This window comes from Bradyrhizobium sp. Ec3.3 (assembly GCF_000472925.1).
Classification (GTDB): Bacteria; Pseudomonadota; Alphaproteobacteria; order Rhizobiales; family Xanthobacteraceae; genus Bradyrhizobium.
Genome location: NZ_AXAS01000037.1, coordinates 17,607 through 41,133 on the forward strand (window position 1 = coordinate 17,607; position 23,527 = coordinate 41,133).

Annotated in this window: 22 protein-coding genes; 19 read left to right on the forward strand and 3 right to left on the reverse strand. The window is 58.9% G+C overall.

The genetic code is table 11. The annotated features are described in order from the left end of the window. Positions 1–783 precede the first annotated feature (783 nt). Both YUU_RS0129855 and YUU_RS0129860 read left to right on the forward strand, forming a co-directional pair. Positions 784–1,176 carry a DUF6788 family protein gene (locus YUU_RS0129855; RefSeq protein ID WP_027525673.1) on the forward strand — a complete coding sequence of 131 codons (393 nt, stop codon included), beginning with the start codon at positions 784–786 and terminating at the stop codon, positions 1,174–1,176. A gap of 1 nt (position 1,177) precedes the next feature. Beyond that, positions 1,178–2,584, forward strand: a complete 1,407-nt coding sequence (locus YUU_RS0129860; RefSeq protein ID WP_027525674.1) for an ISNCY family transposase — start codon at positions 1,178–1,180, stop codon at positions 2,582–2,584. 689 nt (positions 2,585–3,273) lie between these two features. Here the strand turns inward: YUU_RS0129860 and YUU_RS58980 are convergent. Further along, complete coding sequence (locus tag YUU_RS58980) at positions 3,274–3,456, reverse strand: hypothetical protein (protein WP_156944579.1); 183 nt, start codon at positions 3,454–3,456, stop codon at positions 3,274–3,276. Between the two features lie 25 nt (positions 3,457–3,481). Between YUU_RS58980 and YUU_RS52120 the strand changes: the two genes are divergently transcribed. Together YUU_RS52120 and YUU_RS56790 are read left to right on the forward strand one after the other, a co-directional pair. Beyond that, a complete protein-coding gene (locus YUU_RS52120; protein ID WP_084801604.1) occupies positions 3,482–4,318 on the forward strand; it encodes an SDR family NAD(P)-dependent oxidoreductase in 837 nt (278 codons plus the stop codon). Between the two features lie 511 nt (positions 4,319–4,829). Beyond that, the gene (locus YUU_RS56790; protein WP_084801612.1) at positions 4,830–5,024 is read left to right on the forward strand and encodes a 4Fe-4S binding protein; all 195 of its coding nucleotides are present in this window, start codon (positions 4,830–4,832) and stop codon (positions 5,022–5,024) included. A gap of 616 nt (positions 5,025–5,640) precedes the next feature. Here the strand turns inward: YUU_RS56790 and YUU_RS52125 are convergent. Then, on the reverse strand, positions 5,641–6,078 hold the full coding sequence (locus YUU_RS52125) for a response regulator (protein WP_051389944.1): 438 nt from the start codon (positions 6,076–6,078) through the stop codon (positions 5,641–5,643). 157 nt (positions 6,079–6,235) lie between these two features. On the opposite strand from YUU_RS52125, the gene YUU_RS58985 reads away from it, so the two are divergent. The 11 genes from YUU_RS58985 (at position 6,236) to YUU_RS58990 (ending at position 15,267) form a co-directional block, all read left to right on the forward strand. Continuing rightward, positions 6,236–6,421 (forward strand): hypothetical protein, encoded by a 186-nt coding sequence (locus tag YUU_RS58985; RefSeq protein WP_156944580.1) that lies wholly within the window; start codon positions 6,236–6,238, stop codon positions 6,419–6,421. Positions 6,422–6,452: 31 nt separating this feature from the next. Then, positions 6,453–7,343 carry a nitrogenase iron protein gene (gene nifH, locus YUU_RS0129885; RefSeq protein ID WP_027525675.1) on the forward strand — a complete coding sequence of 297 codons (891 nt, stop codon included), beginning with the start codon at positions 6,453–6,455 and terminating at the stop codon, positions 7,341–7,343. A 100-nt stretch (positions 7,344–7,443) separates the two neighbouring features. Next, positions 7,444–8,136: a nitrogen fixation protein NifQ gene (locus YUU_RS0129890; RefSeq protein ID WP_245288135.1), complete on the forward strand. Its 693-nt coding sequence runs from the start codon at positions 7,444–7,446 to the stop codon at positions 8,134–8,136. Between the two features lie 103 nt (positions 8,137–8,239). Next, the gene (gene irrA / locus YUU_RS52130; protein WP_051389946.1) at positions 8,240–8,635 is read left to right on the forward strand and encodes an iron response transcriptional regulator IrrA; all 396 of its coding nucleotides are present in this window, start codon (positions 8,240–8,242) and stop codon (positions 8,633–8,635) included. A gap of 138 nt (positions 8,636–8,773) precedes the next feature. Next, a complete protein-coding gene (nifV, locus tag YUU_RS0129900; protein WP_051389958.1) occupies positions 8,774–9,952 on the forward strand; it encodes a homocitrate synthase in 1,179 nt (392 codons plus the stop codon). A gap of 143 nt (positions 9,953–10,095) precedes the next feature. Further along, on the forward strand, positions 10,096–10,422 hold the full coding sequence (gene nifW / locus YUU_RS0129905; protein WP_027525678.1) for a nitrogenase stabilizing/protective protein NifW: 327 nt from the start codon (positions 10,096–10,098) through the stop codon (positions 10,420–10,422). A 691-nt stretch (positions 10,423–11,113) separates the two neighbouring features. Further along, on the forward strand, positions 11,114–12,241 hold the full coding sequence (locus YUU_RS0129915; protein WP_027525680.1) for an electron transfer flavoprotein subunit alpha/FixB family protein: 1,128 nt from the start codon (positions 11,114–11,116) through the stop codon (positions 12,239–12,241). Then, complete coding sequence (locus tag YUU_RS0129920) at positions 12,238–13,545, forward strand: FAD-dependent oxidoreductase (protein WP_027525681.1); 1,308 nt, start codon at positions 12,238–12,240, stop codon at positions 13,543–13,545. The genes YUU_RS0129915 and YUU_RS0129920 overlap by 4 nt, the downstream gene beginning before the upstream one ends. Before the next feature lie 38 nt (positions 13,546–13,583). Then, complete coding sequence (locus tag YUU_RS0129925) at positions 13,584–13,880, forward strand: ferredoxin family protein (protein ID WP_027525682.1); 297 nt, start codon at positions 13,584–13,586, stop codon at positions 13,878–13,880. 178 nt (positions 13,881–14,058) lie between these two features. Further along, a complete protein-coding gene (locus YUU_RS0129930) occupies positions 14,059–14,871 on the forward strand; it encodes a class I SAM-dependent methyltransferase (protein WP_027525683.1) in 813 nt (270 codons plus the stop codon). 198 nt (positions 14,872–15,069) lie between these two features. After that, on the forward strand, positions 15,070–15,267 hold the full coding sequence (locus YUU_RS58990) for a hypothetical protein (protein WP_156944581.1): 198 nt from the start codon (positions 15,070–15,072) through the stop codon (positions 15,265–15,267). Between the two features lie 280 nt (positions 15,268–15,547). Here YUU_RS58990 and YUU_RS0129940 read toward each other — a convergent pair whose 3' ends face one another. Continuing rightward, positions 15,548–15,898, reverse strand: a complete 351-nt coding sequence (locus tag YUU_RS0129940; protein WP_156944582.1) for a hypothetical protein — start codon at positions 15,896–15,898, stop codon at positions 15,548–15,550. A 225-nt stretch (positions 15,899–16,123) separates the two neighbouring features. Here YUU_RS0129940 and YUU_RS0129945 point away from each other — a divergent pair, with 225 nt between their 5' ends. From YUU_RS0129945 to YUU_RS0129970, 4 genes are all read left to right on the forward strand, one after another. Next, a complete protein-coding gene (locus YUU_RS0129945; RefSeq protein ID WP_027525686.1) occupies positions 16,124–16,609 on the forward strand; it encodes a hypothetical protein in 486 nt (161 codons plus the stop codon). 1,156 nt (positions 16,610–17,765) lie between these two features. Further along, on the forward strand, positions 17,766–19,091 hold the full coding sequence (locus tag YUU_RS0129960) for a DUF3422 family protein (RefSeq protein ID WP_027525689.1): 1,326 nt from the start codon (positions 17,766–17,768) through the stop codon (positions 19,089–19,091). Between the two features lie 1,531 nt (positions 19,092–20,622). Then, complete coding sequence (locus YUU_RS0129965; protein WP_027525690.1) at positions 20,623–21,714, forward strand: hydrogenase small subunit; 1,092 nt, start codon at positions 20,623–20,625, stop codon at positions 21,712–21,714. Between the two features lie 22 nt (positions 21,715–21,736). Next, positions 21,737–23,527 carry a nickel-dependent hydrogenase large subunit gene (locus tag YUU_RS0129970; RefSeq protein WP_027525691.1) on the forward strand — a complete coding sequence of 597 codons (1,791 nt, stop codon included), beginning with the start codon at positions 21,737–21,739 and terminating at the stop codon, positions 23,525–23,527.

Below are 23,527 nucleotides of genomic sequence, written 5' to 3' on the forward strand. Positions count from 1 at the left end.
AAGCGTCCGGCGCAGGTTGTCAGGAAGAAAGTGCGCCAGCTCCGGCACACATCGCCCGTGCATTCTGACAATGTGTCCGCTCATGAATCAAGTTGCGTGGGAAATCTGAGGCGGCCCAGTCGGTCAACGCATCGCCTCCGCAATATTCTGACTCAGAGCTCGATGGAGCTTGAATCGCACGTTACGTCAAGTTGTAGATCGCACCATAGGTGATACCGACCTAGGAAGGTGGCGATTTATGACGTTCTCACAATGCATGTGGGGAAAGGAGGGGGTTGCTCTCCTCTTCATTTTGCTTTCCATCTTCTTTGCTAGCTTTGGGTTCGCCTATGCCGCGCTAGAATCACGGTTTCGGCGACGTGACCAGTACAGACTGGACGTGCTTGATGCGCCCCCCAGTGTCGGCTCTCCAGACGCCTGCGACCGCGAGAGCCGATAAGGGCAGGGATGATTTCCGAGTAGCGGAAGGTTCTCTTATCGTTCAATGGCTCATGCAGTGGAGAGCGGGATGCATACATCGAATCCGCAGCTGCTCATGAGAATAACGAGCCGCAGCTCCCGCACGCACGTATTTGAGGGCTCTCCCGCGTCCGCGTGGCAAACGCACGAGGCAGCGTGTACACCGAGATGATGTTGTACGAGGTAGCAGCCACGAGGGGGCAACTTCGAAAATCCAAACAACTAGCCGCTCCTAGTTACTTTCCGGCGCAAAATTCGGTCTGGTTCGCCTTTGAATAGAATCGGCCGGTGGGCTGAAAACTGCAAGGTCGGACGGAATTGCAGTTGACGTTGGTCGCTGCTGCTGATGCATTCTTGCGGATGAAACGCGCGCAAGCTCTCCGGGCCCGCCAGAAGCTGGCCAGCAAATTGCCGGTCACCGGCGAGATTCTGCGTGGCTCGCTGCTGGAGCGTACTGTCCGACATACCAAAGATTGCCCGAAATGCGCGCGCGGCGAAGGGCACCAGGTCTTCGTGCTGACGGTGAGCTACGCCGGTGGACGAACCCGGCAAATCAGTGTGCGCCGCGAACGGGTTCCCGAGGTTCGCCGCTGGCTCGACAATTATCAAAAGCTGAAGGAGGCGATCGAGACGATCTGCGAGCTCAATCACGATTTGCTGCGTCCGGAGAGAGCCGCGACAAAGCGCCGAGCACGCGGGGGCAAGAGCCGTGATTAAGATGCGGCGGGCGCAGCTGAGCTTCGGCGACGGATTGATCACTGAGGAAGTGAGCGATCTTCGTGAAGACTGGATGACACACGCCGACCAAGTGCTGGCGGACGAACAAATCGTAGCTGCCGTGTACGAAGCGTTGGCGAAGCGGCATCCCAAGAGTCGCAGCCGCGGCCGACCGGGCGCTCCAGCCGAAGTGGTGCTCCGCTTGTTGATTCTCAAGCACATCCGTAACTGGAGCTATGGCGTGCTGGAGCGCGAAGTGCGCGCCAATCTGGTGTACCGGGACTTCACCCGCGTCGGCGCCGCCAAGACGCCCGATGCCAAGACCATGGGGCGCTGGGGCGTGGCGGTGGGGCCGGACGTGGTCAAACAGATTCACGAAAGGCTGGTAAAGCTCGCACGAGACAAGGGGGTGACGGAAGGGCACAGAATGCGCGTGGATACAACGGTGGTGGAGACCAACATCCACTATCCGACCGACTCGAGCTTGTTGGGAGACGGTGTTCGGGTGCTGATCCGCACAATGAAGAAGATCACAACGATCGCTGGCGAGGTCGGAGCCGCGCTGTCCGACCGTAGCCGGACCGTGAGGCTGCGGGTGCTGGAGATCGCGCGCGCGGCGCGCTCCAAAGCCAAGCAGAGCCGGGAGAAGCTCACGCGGGCGTATGGCAAACTGCTCAGTTCGACCAGCCGGGTGGTGGGACAGGCGAAGCGGTTCTCCAAGGAGATCGCCGAACGAGTGAAGCGCGCCTCGAGCGCCCGCAAGCAGCTGATGCTGGAGGGCCTGCGTCAGGAACTCGATGCGATGGTGCCGCTCATCAAGCAGGTGATGAAGCAGACCAGAGCGCGCATCTTCCGTGGTGATACGCGCTCTGAAGGCAAGATCCTCAGCCTGTTCGAGCCATCGACAGAAGTCATTCGCAAGGGCAAAGCGGGCAAGCCCAACGAGTTCGGCAAGATGGTGAAACTACAGGAGGCCGAAAACCAGATCGTGATCGACTATGAAGTCTACGCTCAGCGACCGCACGATTCGGAGCTGCTGATTGCAGCCATCGAAACGCATCAAACGATGCTCGGACGTGCGCCACGCCTCGTGGCGGCAGACGCCGCCTTTTACTCCGCAAAGAATGAGGCAGCCGCGAAAGCGAAAGGCGTCAAACGCGTCTGCATCCCCAACCGCTCAACCAAGAGCATTGAACGCAGGTGCGAGCAGAAAAAGCGCTGGTTCCGTAACGGCCAAAAATGGCGGACCGGATGCGAGGGCCGCATCAGCGTAGCCAAGCGGCGACATGGGCTTAACCGTTGCCGCTACAAAGGCGAGGCCGGCATGAAGCGTTGGGTCGGCCTCGGTGTCGTCGCCGACAACATCGTCAATATCGGCCGTGCAATGGAAAAGCGGACCGCCCCATAGACAGCCTCGCCATCTGACTCTGCAACACCCCACCGGTCACCTCCGGCGACTTTTGCGTTGCCGGACGCCCTCGACCACTCTCTCCAAAACATCAATTTTGCGCCGGAAAGTAGCTAGTCCACTGTTCGTGAAGCTTACAAAGCGATTGGCACATTCGACGTGCATCGGGCGAAGCCGTCGTGCTGTTGAACAGAAACGTTCCAAGACGGTACTGCGCGATTCGCGTCGAATGTCCTGTTAAGCGGCGCCACCGGATTAATGGTCGCAAAAGCGAGAGCGTCAATGGCACGGCGCCTTTCTTGTAGCTTGTCGTTTTGTCGTGCAAACGCAAATTTGCGGAGCTTACCAACTGACGCTACGTCCGATTCAAGTTCTATCGAAGCGCTCGCGCAAATTTTGCTTTGCTGCTGTGGAGCAGGCTATGCGCCTCAGTTTTGCCACGCTAGTCGCTTCAGTCAGAGCAGCATCATCACGGACGTACTGGTGGTGCTAGAGGCGGGACCCGGCGCATTTTACACGCTGCAAAGTGCGCCGGGCGCCTCGGTTGATCGCGAGCCGCAATGCGTCGAAGTCTGAATCGATAGCGCCGAAGTGCGTTGTCGGAGGACGGTTGGTGGGCCTTGACGCGTCGTCTCGAGCTGCAAACCAGCTGGAAAACCAATGGGGGCACCTGCACGAACATGGCCTTGTCAGCCCGCATCGCCACCTGAGCCGACCTCAACGCCGCATTTAATTCGAGAGGCAACGAGCTTCTGCACCGAACCGACGAAGATGTCGGTCAGCTGACATCTGGCCGAGGGCATCGCGTCCTGCATTGCCGGCCTTGGTCCAATAATTGCTAATTCCCGCTCGTAGATGCCGAGGTTGCGCATCTAATCAAGTCCTAAAGGAGCTCGCTTGCCCCTTCATGAATCAAAAGGAGACAGCGTTGCTGGCCCGACCTCCGCGCCGGATCTCGCGCTCTGTCCGTTTCACGACGATAGGTCGCACGCGCAGGCTGGCGGAAGGAAGACGCTTGTATTAACCGGCGCTTCGCGCGGCATTGGCCACGCGACGGGCAAGTTGTTTTCGGAGGCTGGCTGGCGAGTCATCTCCTGTTCTCGACAACCCTTCGATAGCCGATGTCCCTGGGAGTCGGGAGTCAATAACCATGTGCAGGTTGAATTGAGCGATCATCGCGCGTTACCGGGCGCGATTGCCGAAATCAAGAAGCGGCTCAATGGAGAGCCGCTTCACGCGCTGATCAACAATGCGGGCATCTCCCCAAAGGCGTCGGACGGAGGCCGACTGAATTCGCTAACAACATCCATCGGAACTTGGATGAGCGTATTTCACGTCAATTTGGTCGCGCCGATTCTGCTTTCCCAAGGTCTGTTCGAAGAGTTGAAAGTGGCATCTGGCTCGATCGTCAACGTCACCTCAATCGTTGGCACTCGTGTGCATCCTTTCGCCGGTACAGCCTATGCGACCTCCAAGGCGGCGCTTGCCTGTCTCACGCGCGAGATGGCGCATGATTACGCTCCGTTCGGGATTCGGGTCAACGCGATCGCGCCAGGCGAGATCAAGACCGACATCCTCTCGCCGGAAACCGAAGCGAAGCTGGCGCCGATCATACCGCTACATCGTGTCGGCACGCCCGATGAGGTTGCGAAGGTTATTTTCTTCCTCTGTTCAAGCGCTGCGAGCTACGTCACAGGTGCGGAAGTGCCGATCAATGGCGGACAGCACGTGTGATATCGGCGGACAGAGCAGACGCGAAAGTACTCTTAGTCGCGCTGGCTTAAGACGAGATATCGGCTTGTCCGTCGTGCATTGTCAATTCGACGGTCGCAAACGGGACAAAATGCCCGCATAGACGACAAAATGGCTGTCGCTAGTCCGACAGCGTAAGTAGAACTTCCCACATGACCTACAGTGATTCGAAATTTGAAGCCGGAGAAGTGCGAGGCAGTCGGGTGAGGCGCCGTTCATAGTGACAGCGCGAGCTGCTGGTAGGCTTGGTGCAACTGAACACGGGAAGAGCCTACGTCGCCTCTCTCGGGATCGCTGCAGATCGGCTACACGCTCAGGACATTGGTACCTTAATAATTCTGGCGGGCATCACGAATGCGAGGTGCCGTCTGGCTCGCGATAGCACACGTCTCACGGATAGTGTCGGGCTATCCAATCTCTCGTGTGTGGCACGATGCTTGAAGGGAAAATGCCGAAGTCGAACGGTATCGTTTACTCACAGGAGTCGCAATTCATGGCTTACAAGATCGTCGCCTCGCAATGCTCGGTTTGCGGTGCATGTGAGTTCGAGTGTCCGAACGGCGCGATCAGTCTAAAGCGCGACACATATGTGATTGATCCCAAAAAGTGCACAGAGTGCGAGGGGCACTGCGATACGCCGCAATGCGCGGTCGTCTGTCCAGTCGAGGGCACATGCGTCCCCGCCTGACGACGTCGAAGAGGATGTTGCCCCGACCGATAGAGTCGATCGAGAGATAGTCGGCGCATGCGCGCCGAATTGTCAAGCGGCGCGGCGAGCTTGCGGTAGCCTGCCGGTCAGTGTCATCGTCGCCAGCGATTAATAGATGATTGGCAGCTTAGCAGAGTGTGCGCGGCATCGCGCTCGACCAATCGCTATCGCTTTGAGGCTCTGATAGCCAGAAGGGCTCTGTCGGAAGATCGCAGAAATTCACCGGAGAGGGAACGGACTTGCCTGAATGCCTCCATGACCGCTGGAGGCCTATTGGACCATGACCGGGACAGCCCAGGCGTCGAGGACCCCAAGAGCCCGAATTTCAGGACATAATGCGCGCGGAGGTCGAAAGAGATGGTCTCCTCCTTTCGACGAGTTCGATCGGAGCATCCCGAGGGCGGCCCGAGGCGGTGATGTTGGAGGTCTGCGGCGCAAAAGCTCGCGGTCGAAGCGGGCTTCAATCCGGTGTCTTGCCCAAACCGCCAAGGCGGAGCTCAAAAAGTAGATAAAGGTCTCATGCCGCTCGCAGAGGTCGTCTGCTTGCTGGCGCAGGTGGACTGCAATTCGGCATCCGAAGACGCATAACAAACGCCTAATCGAACGCGACACAAATGACATGGGATGGTTCGCCAGGAAGGTCCGGTACGCCCAAGGCTGCACTGACGGCACCGCAGACAGAACTGAACGAGATTGGATTGCTGATGACCCCGTGTGCGCCCCGTTCAAGCCCGGCCTGCACCACAGGATCGGAGTTCCTTTCCGCTACGAGGAGGATCTTGGTGCTCGTGAACACTCTATTGAGTTCGTCCAGAACCGTCTCGCCTCGGTCCCGCAGGATGGCAATGCCGATCAGTACCACGGCGGGAGTCTTCGTGGACGACGACATAGCCTCATCCACCGCGGCAAAAGCATGTGTCTGATAGCGCTCGCGCAAGATGTAGTGGAGCGCGGAACGCACCACCTGCTCAGGTTCGATCAGGAAAATGGTCGGACGGTCTTCACTCGCTGAAACGTCGGTTTCGAACTGCATGGTACCCTCGGCTCGTTCATTGATGCGCCTCAAGCAAGCTCCGGACCGGATTACGATCAGCGATGAGCGGTAGGATAACTGCCGTTTTGGCTAGTCGGTAAGACGAGCGTTGCCTTGTTTCGGACGAGCGAGAGCGACGAAACGTCGAGCCTTGCCGATGTCGGACTTGCAACAAAGCCCATCTGGACCGGTATCTATCTCCACTTACTTCGTTTTTCGTCCCGAACAGGCGCTGGCACGCTCGTTGCAAAAGTCATTACCCGAGGGCGAGGCTGTCGAGCATCGTATTCGACTGCGCCGTGATGCGGCGAGCTGGACGATGGATCACGACAGAGCGCAGTAGGCAGATCGTCAATCGGTTGATGGAGAGCAACATGGCTTCACTGAGACAAATCGCGTTTTATGGCAAGGGTGGTATCGGCAAATCGACGACCTCGCAGAACACCCTCGCCGCACTCGCCGAGATGGGTCACAAGATCCTGATCGTCGGCTGCGACCCGAAGGCGGACTCGACCCGCCTGATCCTGCACGCCAAGGCTCAGGACACAATCTTGAGTCTCGCGGCAAGCGCCGGCAGCGTCGAAGACCTCGAGCTCGAGGACGTCTTGAAGGTCGGCTACAAGGATATTCGCTGCGTCGAATCCGGTGGTCCGGAGCCGGGCGTCGGGTGCGCCGGCCGTGGCGTCATCACCTCGATCAACTTCCTGGAAGAGAACGGGGCCTACGAGGACATCGATTACGTGTCATACGACGTGCTCGGCGATGTCGTCTGCGGCGGCTTTGCAATGCCGATACGTGAGAACAAGGCGCAAGAGATCTATATCGTCATGTCCGGCGAGATGATGGCGATGTATGCCGCCAACAACATCTCCAAGGGCATTCTGAAGTATGCCAATTCGGGCGGCGTGCGGCTGGGCGGCTTGATCTGCAATGAGCGGCAGACCGACAAGGAACTGGAACTGGCGGANGCGCTCGCCAAGAAGCTCGGCACCCAGCTGATCCACTTCGTGCCCCGNGACAACGTCGTCCAGCACGCCGAGCTNCGCCGCATGACGGTGCTGGAATATGCGCCGGACTCCAAGCAGGCAGACCACTATCGCAATCTTGCGACCAAAATCCACAACAATGGCGGCAAGGGCATCATCCCGACCCCGATCGGCATGGATGAGCTTGAGGACATGCTGATGGAGCACGGCATCATGAAGCCGATCGATGAAAGTCAGGTCGGTAAGACTGCTTCCGAGCTCGCCGCGCTGTCAGCGTAATCCATCTTGCCGGCCTCCAAAGGAGGCGCGCATCAAGACTGATAGGATCCAACCAATGGAGTTGTCCGTGAGCGCAGCGCAAGAGGGGCTAATCGCTGCGATGTCGATTCCGTCGGGTGGGACCCCCGCTGACAGGCAGCTTGTCGGAATTGAACTCTACCATGGTTTAACTGGCTGCGATCCGGCAGACGCTGACGTAAGGGATAATGACAAGTTTGACCGGCATGTGTTCGCCTCAGTTCTTTGTGCCGCTGTAATGGATGGAGGGCCGCTTCCGGAGCGCACGGGCCTGACCGCGGATGAACTCAATGAACTCCTGGCACAATGTTTCCCACCCGCGCCAGTGCAGGCCATCATCTCGATGGAAAACTCCGGTTCAGCCAGTGACGAAGAGATCATGCTGCGCGACCTCCTGCTCGGCGAGCGATCGGTCAAGGGCGAGATCAGTCGCTGGCTCGCTGCCATGGTCGCAAGGCGTGCGATGGAACCGAACCATTTGTGGGAAGATCTCGGATTACGCGAGCGGGCCGAGTTGACGCGCTTGTTAATGCTCCATTTTGCGCCGCTGGCGGCGCAAAACACCAAAAACATGCGCTGGAAGCGCTTCTTCTATCGCAGATTGTGTGAGAACGAAGGTTTGGTGATGTGTACGACGCCGGTGTGTACGCAATGCTGCGACTTCAATCACTGTTTCGGTGAGGAGAGTGGCGAGAGCCGGATGGCGGAGCGTCGCCGCGAACATTTGCGGGGAATAGAAAGTCGTGCCGGAGCCGCAGGCAACCCGCAGGTGTGAGCAATCGACTATGCGCTCCGCCAGAAGCTGCGAAGGACCCCCGCATGCTGCGATGCCTGGATCCTTGCGCTTTGGCCTTGCCGGAAATTGTGCGAAAGCGTGCATGCGGCGGCTGCGTGATGCGGGCCTGCGGCCGACGCGCCGGCGCGTGCTGCTGGCTCAGTTGCTCTTTGCAAGGGATGACCGCCATGTCACTGCCGAGATGCTCTTCAGCGAGTCGATCGAAGCCAACATCAAGCTCTCGGTTGCGACCGTATACAACACGCTAAACCATTTCACGCAAGCTGGCTTGTTGCGCCGGATCACGCCCGACGGCTCAAGGTCGTTCTTTGACATGGATACAAGCATACACCCGCATTTCTATCTCGTCGGCGAAGACATTTTGATCGACATCCCCGAAAAGCTCCTGCTCGCGCGGATGCCCGAGGCCTTACCGGACCACCAGATCTCCCGGCTCGACATCATCGTCCACATTCGCCGTAAGCCAACCGACATCTGATATGTCCGACTTTCGACATTGTTACATTTACGGCAACTTCAGTCGCTGCTTAGAAGTGAAGTGATTTCAGGCAGTTCTTCAACCACCGCCCTGGCACGGCTGTTGCTCACCATTCAGCGGGAAGGACGGAATCTGCACATGGCCTTCGGTGGAACGACTCTGTCAGGCAGCTCGCACACACGACAGATAGTCCTGAACGACACCACGTTACGCGACGGCGAGCAGGCTCCCGGCGTGGCCTTTACAACGGCGGAAAAGCTATCGATCGCGCGCGCGCTAGCCAAGGCCGGGATCACCGAGATCGAAGCCGGTACGCCGGCGATGGGCCATGAAGAAGTCAGCGCGATCCGCGCTATTGTCGAAGCTGGCCTGGCCGCGAGAATCATTGGTTGGTGCCGGATGAAATCTTGCGACGTCAATGCGGCAATCGATTCCGGCGTCTCAATGGTCAATGTCTCGATCCCATCCTCCGACGTGCAAATCGCTGCCAAGCTCGGCACCGACCGGGTTGCCGCGCTCGAGCAGGTGAGGCGGGTCGTCGGTTACGCTCGCGACAACGGGCTCGATGTCGCAGTCGGAGGCGAAGATTCCTCGCGCGCCGACGTCAACTTCCTGATCGAGCTGATCACCGCAGCAAAAGACGCGGGGGCCCGGCGCTTTCGTGTCGCCGATACGCTCAGCGTGCTCGACCCGGACGCAGCCTTTGCGCTGGTGGTGGCGCTACGTGCCGCCACCGATCTCGAGATCGAATTCCACGGCCACGACGATCTGGGCCTCGCCACCGCTAACACGCTCGCCGCAATCAAGGCCGGCGCAACGCACGCCTCGGTGACTGTGATCGGCCTCGGCGAACGTGCGGGCAACGCGCCTCTGGAAGAGGTCGCTGTCGCGCTCAAACAGCTCTATGGATGCGACACGGGCGTTGTGCTCCCGGAGCTCGACAATGTCGCGGCTGTCGTCGCGGCCGCTGCCGTTCGCAGCGTTCCGCTCAATAAGGCGATCGTCGGTGAGCATATCTTTACCCACGAATCCGGTATCCATGTCGATGGCCTCCTGAAGGACCAACGCAGCTATCAGGCGCTCGATCCGCGGCTGTTCGGTCGCTCTAACCGCTTTGTCGTCGGCAAACACTCAGGGCTAGCCGCTATCACGGCGCTGCTGAACGAATTGCAGGTTTCCGTGAGCGCTGAGGAAGGCAAGGCGATCCTTGCGCGGGTAAGGCAGCATGCCGTCGAGCATAAGGGCGGGGTCGCGCGCGAGACTGTGATGGCGATCTGGCGCGAAGTCCGCGAGCGCTCCATGCTCAACGGAATGTGAGGCCGCCGCCATGTCCCGAATAGTCGCCATTTATGTCATCGAGGCCCTCGTTAAGCCGCCACGCCAGCGGTCTGCCCCTCGTTTGACAGGCATGCCTGGCCCCCCATCATTGCACACGGTAGAAGAAAAGATGGAGAAAGCGAATGGCTGACGGAATCCTTTTGCGATTGAGCAAGGCGGCTGCGGCCGAGGAGTTTTTTGATTTACTCGGCGTCAAGTACGAACCCAAAATTGTCAACGTGGCCCGGCTCCACATACTGCAGCGCATGGGGCAGTATCTCGCAGACGAAGACTTGACCGGTGCGACCGATGCAGCGGTCGCAGAACGTTGTAAGGCCGTGCTGGAGCGGGCATACACGGACTTCGTTGGCTCCTCCCCAATCGATCAACGCGTTTTCAAGGTTCTCAAAGAAGCGACCGCGCCACAGGCGAAGAAGGCGTCAAACTTGGTGCAACTGGAGACGTTTTAGTGACAGCACTTCATCATACTCGGGTTTGAAAAACTTCTCTCACTCCTCCTGGTCGTCCCACTAGGACGGGAGTACGCAGCGTAGTCCCAGATTGCTCGGAGGCCGTTGTGTTTGCGAGACCTCGGAAGTTGCGACGCCGTGCTCACACTCCGTTGCGGTGGCTATGTCGCGTGGAGGCGACCATAAGATGGACCTAACGCCTCTGTTCGGTCTCCGACGCGTGTCGCCGTATCCTTGTCAGCTCTAGCGCTTCTGGCTGGACGAAAGTCATGTCGCCGTGGTCGTAAGCCTCTGTATTGATATCAACTTTCGATCACGCCCACAGTTGGTACGACACTTGCTGTCTCTATTCGCAGCAAAGCCTTGGAGAAGCGCATGCATTTCGACGTCTGCTACAAGCAAGTCGCGGCTTTCCCGCGGATTCGAGTGCACGCCCTGAGCAAGACCATCATGCTTCAGAGGGGGAAGACCAACCCTCAAGTTCTGCTTTCTCTCCCGCAATGTGGCTTCTGCGGCTTGCCGTCAGTGCCAACGCTTGTTTGGACCGGAGCCGCGCGGCAAAGGCAGCTGTAACCGAGATCCGGCGAGGAACGGCCGCTGGGCTGAGAGAGATGATCGTCGAGCGTCAGGCGAACCTGGAAGCCGATCTCGCGGCTGGGCGCTCGGCTAACAAGGTAAGGAACCCAATTCCATGAGCTCTACACCCAAAAGTCGCGCTCCGGCCGTCGCCTCAGGGCGCGCCGCGACCAAGAAGGAGTTGCCCGATCGCTTTAAGGCTTACAAGCATGTCTGGGTTTTCGTCGAGCAGGAACGTGGTGTTGTGCATCCCGTGTCCTGGGAACTCATGGGTGCTGGCCGTAAGCTCGCCGATAAGCTCAAGGTTGATCTCGCCGCTGTCATCATCGGCCCGGAGGGCGAGGCGACGCAGCAGGCCGCTGCCCAGTCCTTCTGCTATGGCGCCAACCTCGCATACATGGTCGCCCACAATCTCTTGGCCGACTATCGCAACGAGTCCTACACCAAGGCCCTGACCGATGTCGTCAACACCTACAAGCCGGAGATCCTGCTATTGGGAGCCACTACGCTCGGCCGCGATCTCGCGGGCTCGGTCGCCACAACGCTGCTTACGGGACTTACTGCGGATTGCACAGAGCTCGATGTCGATACTGATGGATCGCTCGCTGCGACGCGGCCGACCTTCGGCGGCTCTTTACTCTGCACGATCTACACGCTGAACTACCGTCCGCAAATGGCTACCGTCCGCCCCCGCGTGATGCCGATGCCAAAGCGCGTCGCACGCCCGGTCGGCCGCATCATCACCCACCCACTCGGTCTCGTCGAAGACGACATCGTCACAAAAGTTCTCTCCTTCCTGCCCGACCGCAACTCAGCAAAATCAAATCTTGCTTATGCCGACGCGGTCGTTGCGGGCGGGCTTGGGCTCGGATCACCGGAGAACTTCCAGCTGGTACACCAGCTCGCGACCGTGCTTGGGGCCGAATACGGCAGTTCGCGACCGCTCGTGCAGAAGGGCTGGGTCACCTCTGATCGCCAGATCGGCCAGACCGGCAAGACCATCCGACCAAAACTCTATATTGCCGCCGGCATTTCGGGTGCGATCCAGCACCGTGTCGGCGTCGAAGGGGCCGATCTCATCGTTGCCATCAACACCGACAAGAACGCGCCAATTTTCGACTTCGCTCACATAGGCATCGTTACCGATGCCATACATCTGTTGCCGCCGCTCACCGACGCGTTCCGCGCGCGGCTGTCGCCACATTCCCGTGACCGGAAGCAGGTCGAAGGAGTCCGATCATGATCGCGGAAAAATTCGATGCCATCGTCGTTGGCGCAGGCATGGCGGGGAATGCGGCAGCGCTCACCATGGCCGAGCGCGGTATGAAGGTATTGCAGCTCGAGCGCGGCGAGTATCCGGGCTCAAAGAACGTGCAGGGCGCGATCCTCTATGCCGACATGTTGGAGAAGCTTGTTCCCGATTTCCGTGACGAGGCTCCGCTTGAGCGACACCTGGTCGAGCAGCGCTTCTGGATGATGGACGACCGCTCGCACACCGGCTTGCATTACCGCTCCGATGACTTCAACGAGGAGAAGCCGAACCGATACACCATCATCCGCGCTCAGTTCGACAAATGGTTCTCGCAAAAGGTTCGCGAAGCCGGCGCCACAGTATTATGCGAAACGACGGTCACAGACCTGGCCCGAGACGCCCATGGCAAGGTGATCGGCGTACGGACCGATCGGCGCGACGGGGAGATCCATGCTGACGTCGTCGTGCTGGCGGAGGGCGTCAATGGCGTGCTCGGTACGCGCGCTGGCCTGCGCGAGCGGCCGAAGCCCGAAAAGGTTGCGCTCGCAGTCAAGGAAATGCACTTCCTGCCGCGGGAAACCATCGAATCGCGCTTCAATCTCAGGGGTGACGAAGGCGTGGTGATCGAGGCCGTAGGCACGATTTCTCGCGGCATGACCGGCATGGGCTTTATCTATGCCAACAAGGAATGCATCTCGCTGGGTATCGGCTGCTTGGTCGCCGACTTCCAGCGCACCGGCGAGACGCCTTACGGCCTGCTCGATCGCTTCAAGCGGCATCCTTCGGTCGCGCCTCTGATAGAAGGCTCCGAGGTGAAGGAATATTCTGCCCATCTGATCCCTGAGGGCGGCTTCAAGGCAATCCCGCAACTCTACGGCAAGGGCTGGGTCGTGGTCGGCGACGCCGCGCAGCTTAACAACACAATTCATCGCGAAGGATCAAACCTCGCGATGACGTCGGGCCGGATCGCGGCGGAAGCGATCCTTCAGATCAGGTCGCGGAACCAACCAATGCTCCCGCAGAACCTTGCGCTATACAAGAAGAAGCTCGATGAATCCTTCGTGATCAAGGACCTAAGGAAGTACAAGGATATGCCGGCGCTGATGCACACCCGGTCGCAAAACTTCTTCCTGACCTATCCGCAACTCGTCTCCAAGGCTATGCAGAACTTTCTGCGTGTCGACGGTACGCCTAAAGTCGACAAAGAGAAGCTCACACTTAAATCGTTCACCAAGGCGCGATCGCGGAGCGGCCTGTTCGGCGACGCCTTTCGCCTCATGCGCGCCTGGCGGTGAACGGAGAAACAGCAGCGACCAACGACGGAGACCAAACGATGTCGATCGAGCAATCCATGCGTGTCGAGGACAAGCTATTCTATAACCGCTATCTCGTCGATACCGGCCGTCCCCACATCAAGGTGCGGCCGCACACCAAGCCTTCGCCGCAGCTTTTGTCGATGCTGAAGGCCTGCCCGGCGCGCTGCTATGAACTGAACGAACAGGGCCAGATCGAGGCCACCGTCGATGGCTGCGTCGAATGCGGCACTTGCCGGATAATCTGCGAGGAGACCGGCGACATCGAATGGAGCTATCCCCGAGGCGGCTACGGCGTGCTGTTCAAATTCGGCTAAGCCAATACGGGCGGCTTTCACAACGATCCGAAACCACGTGCAAACTTCGAGGCACCTTCCGTGGGACTAGCCGCGGGCTAGACCGCGAGAATAATGGCTCTTCAGCCGAATGGCAGGCCCTATTAGGGATTCTGCGCATGATCAGAGCAGATCTAATTCAATCATCGCAGAGGGCTTGATGACGACTGAACATTTCGCCTCCTACGTTCTGAGGGGCGGAGAGGAGGGGCGGGCGCGTCTTGCAGTGATCGCCCGTGTGCTGGCTGAGCCGACGCGCTTGCTGCTCAATCGATCCGAGCCGCTCGAGGGCTGCACAGCCGTCGATGCGGGCTGTGGCAGCGGCGATGTGACGTTCGAACTGGCAAAGAGGGTCAGCCGAGCCGGCCAAGTCATAGGTCTTGACTACGACGAAGACAAAATCGTCCTTGCGCGAGCAGAGGCGAGGCGGCGTGGCATCCCCAATGTCGAATTCTGCTGCGCAAACGTCACACACCATTGGCCGGTGCATGGCGCGTCGCTGGTAAGCGTGCGGTTCGTGCTGACCCATCTCGTCGATCCTGGCGAGGCGCTCGACCAGGCGTACGAGGCGCTCCGTCCTGGGGGCATGATCGTGGTGCAGGATATCGACTGTGACGGCGAGTTCTGCGATCCGGCGTCGGCTGCATTTCTGCGCAAAGGCGAACTCTTTGTTGAGGCGGTGCGGCGACGTGGCGGCGACCCCTTGATCGGCCGCAGGCTTCTCCGTCCTCTCGAAGCCGCTGGCTTCTCTGATGTTCATTCCTCAATGGTCCAGCCATACGGGCGAAATGCTGACGTCAAACGAGTCCCGTTGCTGACCTTCGCGGCTATTCGCGACGCGCTGATTCGGCTGGGGCTCGCTAGCATCGAGGAGATCGGCGGCGTCACGGCCGAACTCGAAGCGTTCCTCGATAGGCCTGACACGACCGTCGGGCTGCCACGCATCTTTCATGCTTGGGGGCGAAAGCAGTGAAGCTTGAGTCTGCCGCTTGGTATCAAATCAAGCCGATTCCGCGATCGTTGGGCAGCGCGTGGGGGCGGGCGTGCCCTAAGCCGTCCTCGCCTGGGCCGCGGGCGCGAACAGTGACCACCAGCGAACGCAGACGATAAGGTTGCTCAGCGTTTTTCTCACCACCTCACTCCACCAAACGAAGTACGCCAGGACAAAGCTGTGACGACGACGATCAGCGAGGATCTTGCTGCCATGCGCAGTCATCGTAATCGCATCCACCGCTATCGCGGTTTGCTTGAGGGGCAACCGACTGACCTTGAACGACAATATCTCGAGCAACGTTTGTCCGAAGAGCGCTGTGCCTTCGATGCCCTAGTGGCGGGTAGCTTTCCCCTGGTTTTCAGAATCCCAACATGAAGCCGGTCGAAACCATCTGTTCCTGTCACATCAAAGGTCGCCACCTTGTGCCAGGTGTCGCCCAGTGTCAGGCCACTCAATGCTCTTGGGATCGAAACGCGGCGCGCCAGAGACTGTATTTGCCGCAAGCCAAATCGTTGTGCCGCTCGTTGGACTATCCGCCTTTCGCGAGCCAGGCGCTCCGCAACAGGACCTTACGACATCGAGAGCCATCGAGCGTATCATCTGCGGCTCGTGATCGGCGCCCGCGTGTCATCAGAGGTGGCGCTCCTGCATATCATCAAACGTTGTACGCGAAGTAGGAGTCTTCCTTGTAATCGAACATGTAGGCTTCACGACGCGTGACCTTCACTGAGAAGCAGGATGACGTGTCATGATCAAAGCCGCTGTACGCCCCTGAGCCGTCCGGCATAAGCTCGAAATGAGATCCCTCTCCCTGGTGGTATAGGTTCGGTAAGTCGCCGCTGACGCAACTATGGCTCATGTAATCATATCCGCTAACTCGGTCCTCACGCACCAAGGCGCTGATGTGATGGGCATCAATCTCGTATTCGTACACCCTGATGACAAGACGCTGGAGACTATGAGCCAATGCGACCGCCGCAGCGGTCGCCCGAATGCGCGGTTTCACATTGTCTCCTTGCTGATTGGCCGTCGAAACCAGGCGAGGGCGGCTGATGTCTAGCCCCGAACGCGCCAAGCCCACCTGTCGATGACTTGGTAATTTCGTGCCTAAGAAAGCAAGCGGTGTGCCGAACCGCGATCGGGGCGAGATCGCGTCCGAAGAGGACTTGAATCGGACGTTGCGTCAAGTTGTACGTAGCGAGCAAAACTGGTTCCAGAAGACATAGCCAAAATGAGACAATCCTTCTTTGTTGCTACAGTATGTACCGTATTCGGCTTGATTGGGATGAGTGGAGGTGCGCTCGCGGACACAATCGGGCACTACGACTGCACCATAGTCGCGACAGCTCGAGAGCCGGTCGGCGATCGGAATGAACACGACATCGTCAGCTTCCAATATACGTGTCGTGGCGTAGATGGGTTAATCAAGGACGCCATAGTCACAGCAATATCTGTCGTTGAGTGTGATAACGACAAGGGAACCTATTTGGCTTCTTTCGGTCTTCACCGCTCGCCCGCTGGCTTCGCGGCTGAGCAGCTGTTGGATGGCGTCGGCTACATTGTCATAGAGGGCGACAGAGCTGTTGGCGTCGAATCGTACGGTAAGACGTCGTTTAAGTTTGCATCCGGTACCTTGGCGGACCTCCCAGAAAAGACCGTCAAATTCACGGCCACGCCCACCGGATTGGGTCGATTCAAGCTAGAGTTTACGGACTGAATTGCTCGTCAACTGAAGGCGTCGTTGTCCACTTGCAAGTAGCGAGACGTCGCTGACTTGTCTCTGACTGCTGGCAGGCTGCAGGAGTTTTGCGTGTCTGCTGGCGACGCGGGCCTCCTCGCCGACGGTCGTCCGGCGGAGTCGCTAACTTGCAGCGGCTCAGCAAGTTGTCGATCCGCACGCCGTTCTGCGCGCGTCACGTGGAAATGGAGGAAGGCCGGCTCAGATGCACGGCGCTCATATTGCGCGTTCCCCTTTAGATATGAACCAGGCCAAGACCTTGGTCAGCTCTTCGACAGATCGTTGGGATATAACAGCTCCAAAGCGTTCAGCCAGTACGTCGATTGTACTGGGGACGCCCCAGCCATGGCTGCCCAGTCGTGCCCCTTGACCCGGCAAGTCAGGCCAAATTCGAGCAAGAGGACACGAATTGGCATGCCGCGGCTAGAGGCGCAGGTCTCGGTCGCTGTGGAGCGATACTCGGTCCCGCGCAAACGAGCTGAGATCGAAGCAAGACAAAGAAGTCGAAAATCTCCGATAACTAGCTGCCAAGCCTAGCTGGATCGCAATGACAGCACATAATGCGCGATTGCTCATCTGGCGTATCACAGCCGTGCCGGCAAGAGCGCCGTTCGGATACACGGTGCTGGCGCGTCCGGTGACTTGGGGAACCGCGCAGATCCGTTTGTTCGGTAGCGCGCGCGTGGCTGTCCCACCATGAACGTGCTTGACGACAATAATCGACCGTTGTCGCTAGACGTGGCGGTGGGCCGGAAACGCTACACGCGTCTTCGTCTGTATCCCACTGGCCCAAATCCTGCACTGCACAAATGCGAGACGCCTGAGCTTACCGAATGGAGGCGCATTTGAACCTTGATCAACCAAAACGACGATGCAGAGGTGGCTCCGCTGCTGGCGAACAATTGCCGCATTTCGCCGAAAAGGCTGTCCGGCGCGAGGCTGAGGTCACCAACGACGTTAGCAGAACCCTCGACGAGCTCGTTCCAGATCAATTTGCAGGCGCCGATCTGGCTTGCACAAGGACTTTCCTAGGAGCCGAAGGCCACCAACCTGATCTTGATCGCTTGCCCGGGGATGCGCCCGCTCGCCGGCGCCGACCATGCCACTCGCGGTGATGCGGGCTTGGGAGATCTCGATGGTCGATCAATTGGATTTAGCATCATTCAAGCTGCACCCTGAGCGTGACGCTGTGCTCGGCGAAGTGCATGCGCGCCCGTTTACCGGTCTCGTTTCATCGCTTGGCATGGTCCGCTTCGTGTTTCTCGCAAAGGGCGACGATGCCGCACGCGATCGCCGCCGGTTTATCGAGTTCTGCCGGGCGCATAAGGTCCCACCGCCGGAGGCGTCCGCGAAACATCATCAGATCGGGTTCGGACCGGTGGTGCTGCGCTGGGAGCAACATTCGGAATTTGCTACTTTCACGTGGATCTGGAGCACTGCGAACAGTCCAGCAACTCGGCAATTCGGCGATGTCCGTGACAGCGTTCGATCACTAATCCGCGCACTATCGCAGACCGGAGAATTGCTCGCCGCGATCAAGTTGGAAGTAGAGCGGGGTGCTTCTCCAACGGAACGCGCCGAGCAGATTTTTGACAAAAGTAGTCTGGCGATGGTCCACGTCAAGGGCGGCGCAGGCGCTGTGGCCTCCGACTTCCGCGCAGACGAGAGAGGTTTCACGAGAATTCTGGTCTACGATCTCGGACTGACGCCGCACGATCTCGGCGCACTGGTACAACGTCTCCTGGAAATCGAGACCTACCGCTCGTTAGCGCTGCTTGGTCTGTCGACCGCGCTGGAGCTTGCGCCGTCGGTCGATCGGATCGATCGCCGTCTCGTCGAAGTGCTCGAGGAGATGCAGGGCGCCGAAGGGCTGAAGGTCAACAACCATCTACTTGAGGAACTGACCGCATTGGCCGTCTCCTTCGAAAGAGACGTCGCCGGCAGTCTGTTCCGTTTTGGTGCCAGCAGAGCATACAATGAGCTGGTGCAATCCCGACTGTCGATCATCGAAGGCGAAGATGTCGTGGGCTATCCGACCTGGTCGTCGTTCCTGGGCCGCCGTATGACGCCCGCGATACGAACCTGTGCGACGATGGAGGAGCGTCAGGCCAATCTATCAGAGAAGTTGGCTCGTGCCGCCGATCTGTTGCGAACACGCGTCGACGTCGAAATCGAGCAACAGAATCGCGATCTTCTACACTCGATCAACGAGCGCACGAGACAGCAACTCCGGCTGCAGTCTACGGTGGAGGGGTTGTCAGTCGGGGCCATCGGATACTATGTGGTCAGCCTGTTTGCCTATCTCGCAAAGGGCGCGCAGGACGTCGGACTGCACGTAGAGCCCGCGTCCGTAACCGCGGCGTTCGTGCCGATCGCCGTCGGCGTGATCTGGCTGGTGAGCTACAACATTCGGAAACGGCACCTCAAGCCCGACGATGCACCGTCCAGGGTTCGCAAATAAGTTTGCCAAGGGCGAGAAACGCTGTGCGCGCGAGGCTCGGCGATGTGCATGTTTCAATTTCGTGTGGATGCCCGGCCGCTGCGTGATCTGCCGTCGTGAAGGCTGACTATTCGAGTGTTTTTGTGGATAGGCTGACGTTCTGTATTGTCATAGATGCAACGGATCGACGAGGCAATCAGACGGCTCGGCGTGGTTCCGTACGAGCACGGGACGTTTAGGTCGCACATCGTGCTTTGTCGGAGTGTCTAGAGTGTTACAGTCAGTCAGTCGGAGTGATGTTCGGTTTGCTACAAAATTGTCCGTGCATGACCGAGCGAAGCGCATCAATGCGGATGACCGCAAGGGAAGAGCGCCCGAACTGAAATGTGCTGCCCAAAATGGCCGAAACAGCCCGCTGAGACCGCTTTGATCTTGACGAAGGTCTCGCAATCGGGCGCGAATAGATACAAGTTGACATCAGCTGAATTCACGCGGTTCGAGGATATGAGAAGCTTGCAACACATGTAAGCTCGCCTCGGCACACCACTTGCTTTATTCAAACCAGCATCACCAGGCCCCCCCTGGTGGTGTAGGGGCGGACTCGGCGCTTTCCAGGTCCAGGCGTCGAGGCCGCCCTGCGGTACTTTCTAGGGGGCGCCGTCGGGGAACGATATCAAAGGGTATGTTGGGATGCCTACCGCTGCGGTCGCGTTCGCCCGCTCTTTTGAGCCGTCTTATCATCAAGCTGTACGAACCCGAAATCCGGCGCATGGCAGGATCAGCGTTGCCGAGCGTCGGGACCGTGCGAGCGGTACGGGCTTGTCAGCCTTTGCGATCCCTTGGGGGAGGTCCGCTTCGCGCGATGGACTCGATCGTAGAATCTGAATCTTCCAGCCGAGGAATTCCGTCAGAGGAATAACGGAGATTGAGCTCTACGAAGTCGGAAAGCGGCGTAGCTGCGACTTACGTTGCGGCTAATGCGCCGAATCGCCCACGAGCCAATGGAAGACGCTGTGCTGGATACGATCGATGTCGAATATTCCACTCGCATCCCCCACGTAATATTGGCCTATGCCACAATCGTACAGCGCTCCGCACGCTCGAGCGATACACCCATTATGACGACTGGAAGAACATAGATTCAACCGGCTTGAAGGGCCCTTGATCTATCTGCGCGCACCGCGATCACGGTCGATGCCAGAGGATGGGCAAATTCGGTTAAGATGCAAGATTCTGAATGGCCGAATGATCGGGATCTCTGAAATTCGCCTCGCCGCCGGAGCCATTCAATTGTGCCTCGGCACTTCATCGCGCCGAACGCCAATCGAACCGGCAAGGTCGCCTTTGCCCACGATGGACACTGAAGAGAATCTGCGCTTCAGGCAGACAGAGAGGCGTTAATCGTTTTAGGCGGCGCAGTCGGTGAAGTCATCAACCAAGGCCGCTCGTAAGCGCCAGATCCGAAATGATGGCGCTCACGCACTGAGGGTTGGCCCGCTTCTTGCTGCCCGTGCGTCCATCGATGCGTCAAAGCCGAAGACGAGAGGGGTTCATGGAGGTAGCGACGGAAACATTCTATAGCGTAATCAGGCGACAGGGCATCACGCGCCGAAGCTTTCATAAATTCTGCAGCTTGACGGCGGCGAGCCTCGGGCTTGCGCCGCTGGCGGCGAGCCGCATTGCAACCGCGCTCGAAACAGAGCCACGAATGCCGGTAATTTGGATGCATGGGCTCGAATGCACCTGCTGCTCTGAGAGCTTCATCCGTTCCGCTCATCCCTTGGTGAAGGATGCCGTGCTGTCGATGATCTCGCTCGACTATGACGACACAATTATGGCGGCAGCCGGTCATCAGGCCGAAGCGATCCTCCAAGAGACCCGCGCCAAGTACAGGGGCCGGTATGTGCTCGCGGTCGAAGGCAATGCGCCCCTGAACGAGGGCGGTATGTTCTGCATCGACGGCGGCAAGCCATTCGTCGAGAAACTGAAGATGATGGCCGAGGATGCGATGGCGGTCATCGCCTGGGGCACGTGTGCCTCCTGGGGCTGCGTTCAGGCGGCCAGGCCCAATCCGACGCGGGCAACGCCCATCGACAAGGTCATAACCAACAAGCCGATCATCAAGGTGCCGGGATGTCCACCGATCGCCGAGGTCATGACCGGCATCGTCACCTTCATTATCACCTTTGGCAAATTGCCCGAGCTCGATCGCCAGGGCCGGCCCAAGATGTTCTATTCGCAGCGCATCCACGACAAATGCTACCGGAGGCCGCATTTCGATGCAGGCCAATTCGTCGAGGAATGGGACGATGAGGCGGCGCGCAAAGGATATTGCCTGTATAAGATCGGCTGCAAGGGACCAACTACCTACAACGCCTGTTCAACGGTGCGCTGGAACGGTGGCATCTCCTTCCCGATCCAGTCCGGCCACGGCTGCATCGGCTGCTCGGAAGACGGGTTCTGGGACAAGGGCTCGTTCTACGACCGTCTCACCAACATCAAGCAGTTCGGCATCGAGAAGAATGCCGACCAGATTGGCATGGCGGTAGCGGGCGCCGTTGGAGCTGCGGTTGGCGCACATGCCGCGGTGACGGCCGTAAAATGGTTTGCCAACAAGCGCGAAGACACACACCAAGATCACTAGTCGATCTCAGGGACCGCAAGCGATGGGCATCCGGACACCCAACGGATTCAAGCTCGACGATTCCGGCAGGCGCATCGTTGTTGATCCGCTGACCCGGATCGAAGGTCACATGCGGGTCGAGGTCAATGTCGACTCCGACAACGTGATCCGCAATGCAGTCTCCACCGGCACGATGTGGCGCGGTATAGAGACCATCTTGAAGGGCCGCGATCCGCGCGACGCCTGGGCCTTCACCGAGCGGATCTGCGGCGTCTGTACCGGAACGCATGCGCTCACTTCAGTGCGCGGTGTCGAGAACGCGCTCGGTATCACCATTCCGGAGAACGCCAACTCGATCCGCAACATGATGCAGCTGTGCCTTCTGGTGCATGACCATCTCGTGCACTTCTATCACCTGCATGCGCTCGACTGGGTCGACGTGATCTCGGCACTCAAGGCCGATCCGAAAGCGACATCGGCGCTGGCGCAGTCGGCCTCGTCCTGGCCGTCGTCCTCGCCCGGCTATTTCAAGGATCTCCAGATCAGGCTGACGAAGTTCGTCGCATCCGGCCAGCTCGGACCGTTCAAGAACGGCTATTGGGGCCATGCCGCCTACAAACTGCCCTCCGAAGCGAACCTGATGGTGGTCGCGCATTATTTGGAAGCGCTCGATTTTCAGAAGGATATCGTCAAGATCCACGCCATCTATGGCGGCAAGAACCCGCATCCAAACTGGCTGGTCGGCGGTGTGCCCTGCGCAATCAACGTCGACGGCACCGGCGCGGTCGGTGCCGTTAACATGGAGCGGCTCAACCTCGTCTCCTCCATCATCAACCGCTGCATCGAGTTCACCGAAAAGGTCTATCTGCCCGACATCGTTACGATTGGCTCGTTCTACAAGGACTGGCTCTATGGCGGCGGCCTCTCGGGCAAGAGCGTGATGGCCTATGGCGACATCCCGGAGACGGCTAACGACTATTCGGCCGGCAATTTGAAGCTGCCGCGCGGCGTGATCATTAACGGCAATCTCAATGAAGTGCTGCCAATCGATCATGCGGACCCCGAGCAGATCCAGGAGTTCGTCACCCACTCCTGGTACAAATATGCCGATGAGTCCAAGGGCCTGCATCCCTGGGAAGGCGTCACCGAGCCGAACTATGTGCTCGGTCCCAATGCCAAGGGCACCAAGACCGACATCAAGGAGCTCGACGAGGGTGGTAAGTATTCCTGGATCAAGGCGCCGCGCTGGCGCGGCAATGCGGTGGAGGTTGGGCCACTCGCCCGTTACATCATCGGCTATGCGCAGAACAAGCCCGAGTTCAAGGAGCCGACAGAAAAGCTGCTCAAGACGCTCGGCCTGCCCCTCATCGCGCTGTTCTCCACACTCGGCCGTACCGCGGCGCGGGGGCTGGAATGCCAATGGGCGGCGCACCAGATGCGCTACTTCCAAGACAAGCTGGTCGCGCGCATCAAAGCCGGTGACTCCTCGACCGTGAATATCGACAAATGGAGGCCGGATAGCTGGCCGCAGGAAGCTAAAGGCTACGGCTTCACCGAGGCACCGCGCGGCGCGCTCGCGCACTGGATCAGGATCAAAGAAGCTAAAATCGACAACTACCAGTGCGTGGTGCCCACCACCTGGAACGGCTCGCCGCGGGATCCCAAGGGCAATATCGGCGCCTTTGAAGCCTCGTTGATGGATACGCCAATGGCGGATTTGCAACAGCCGCTGGAGATTCTGCGCACCATCCACTCCTTCGATCCGTGCCTGGCCTGTTCGACGCATGTGATGTCGCCAGACGGCCAGGAAATGGCGACGGTTAAGGTCAGGTAA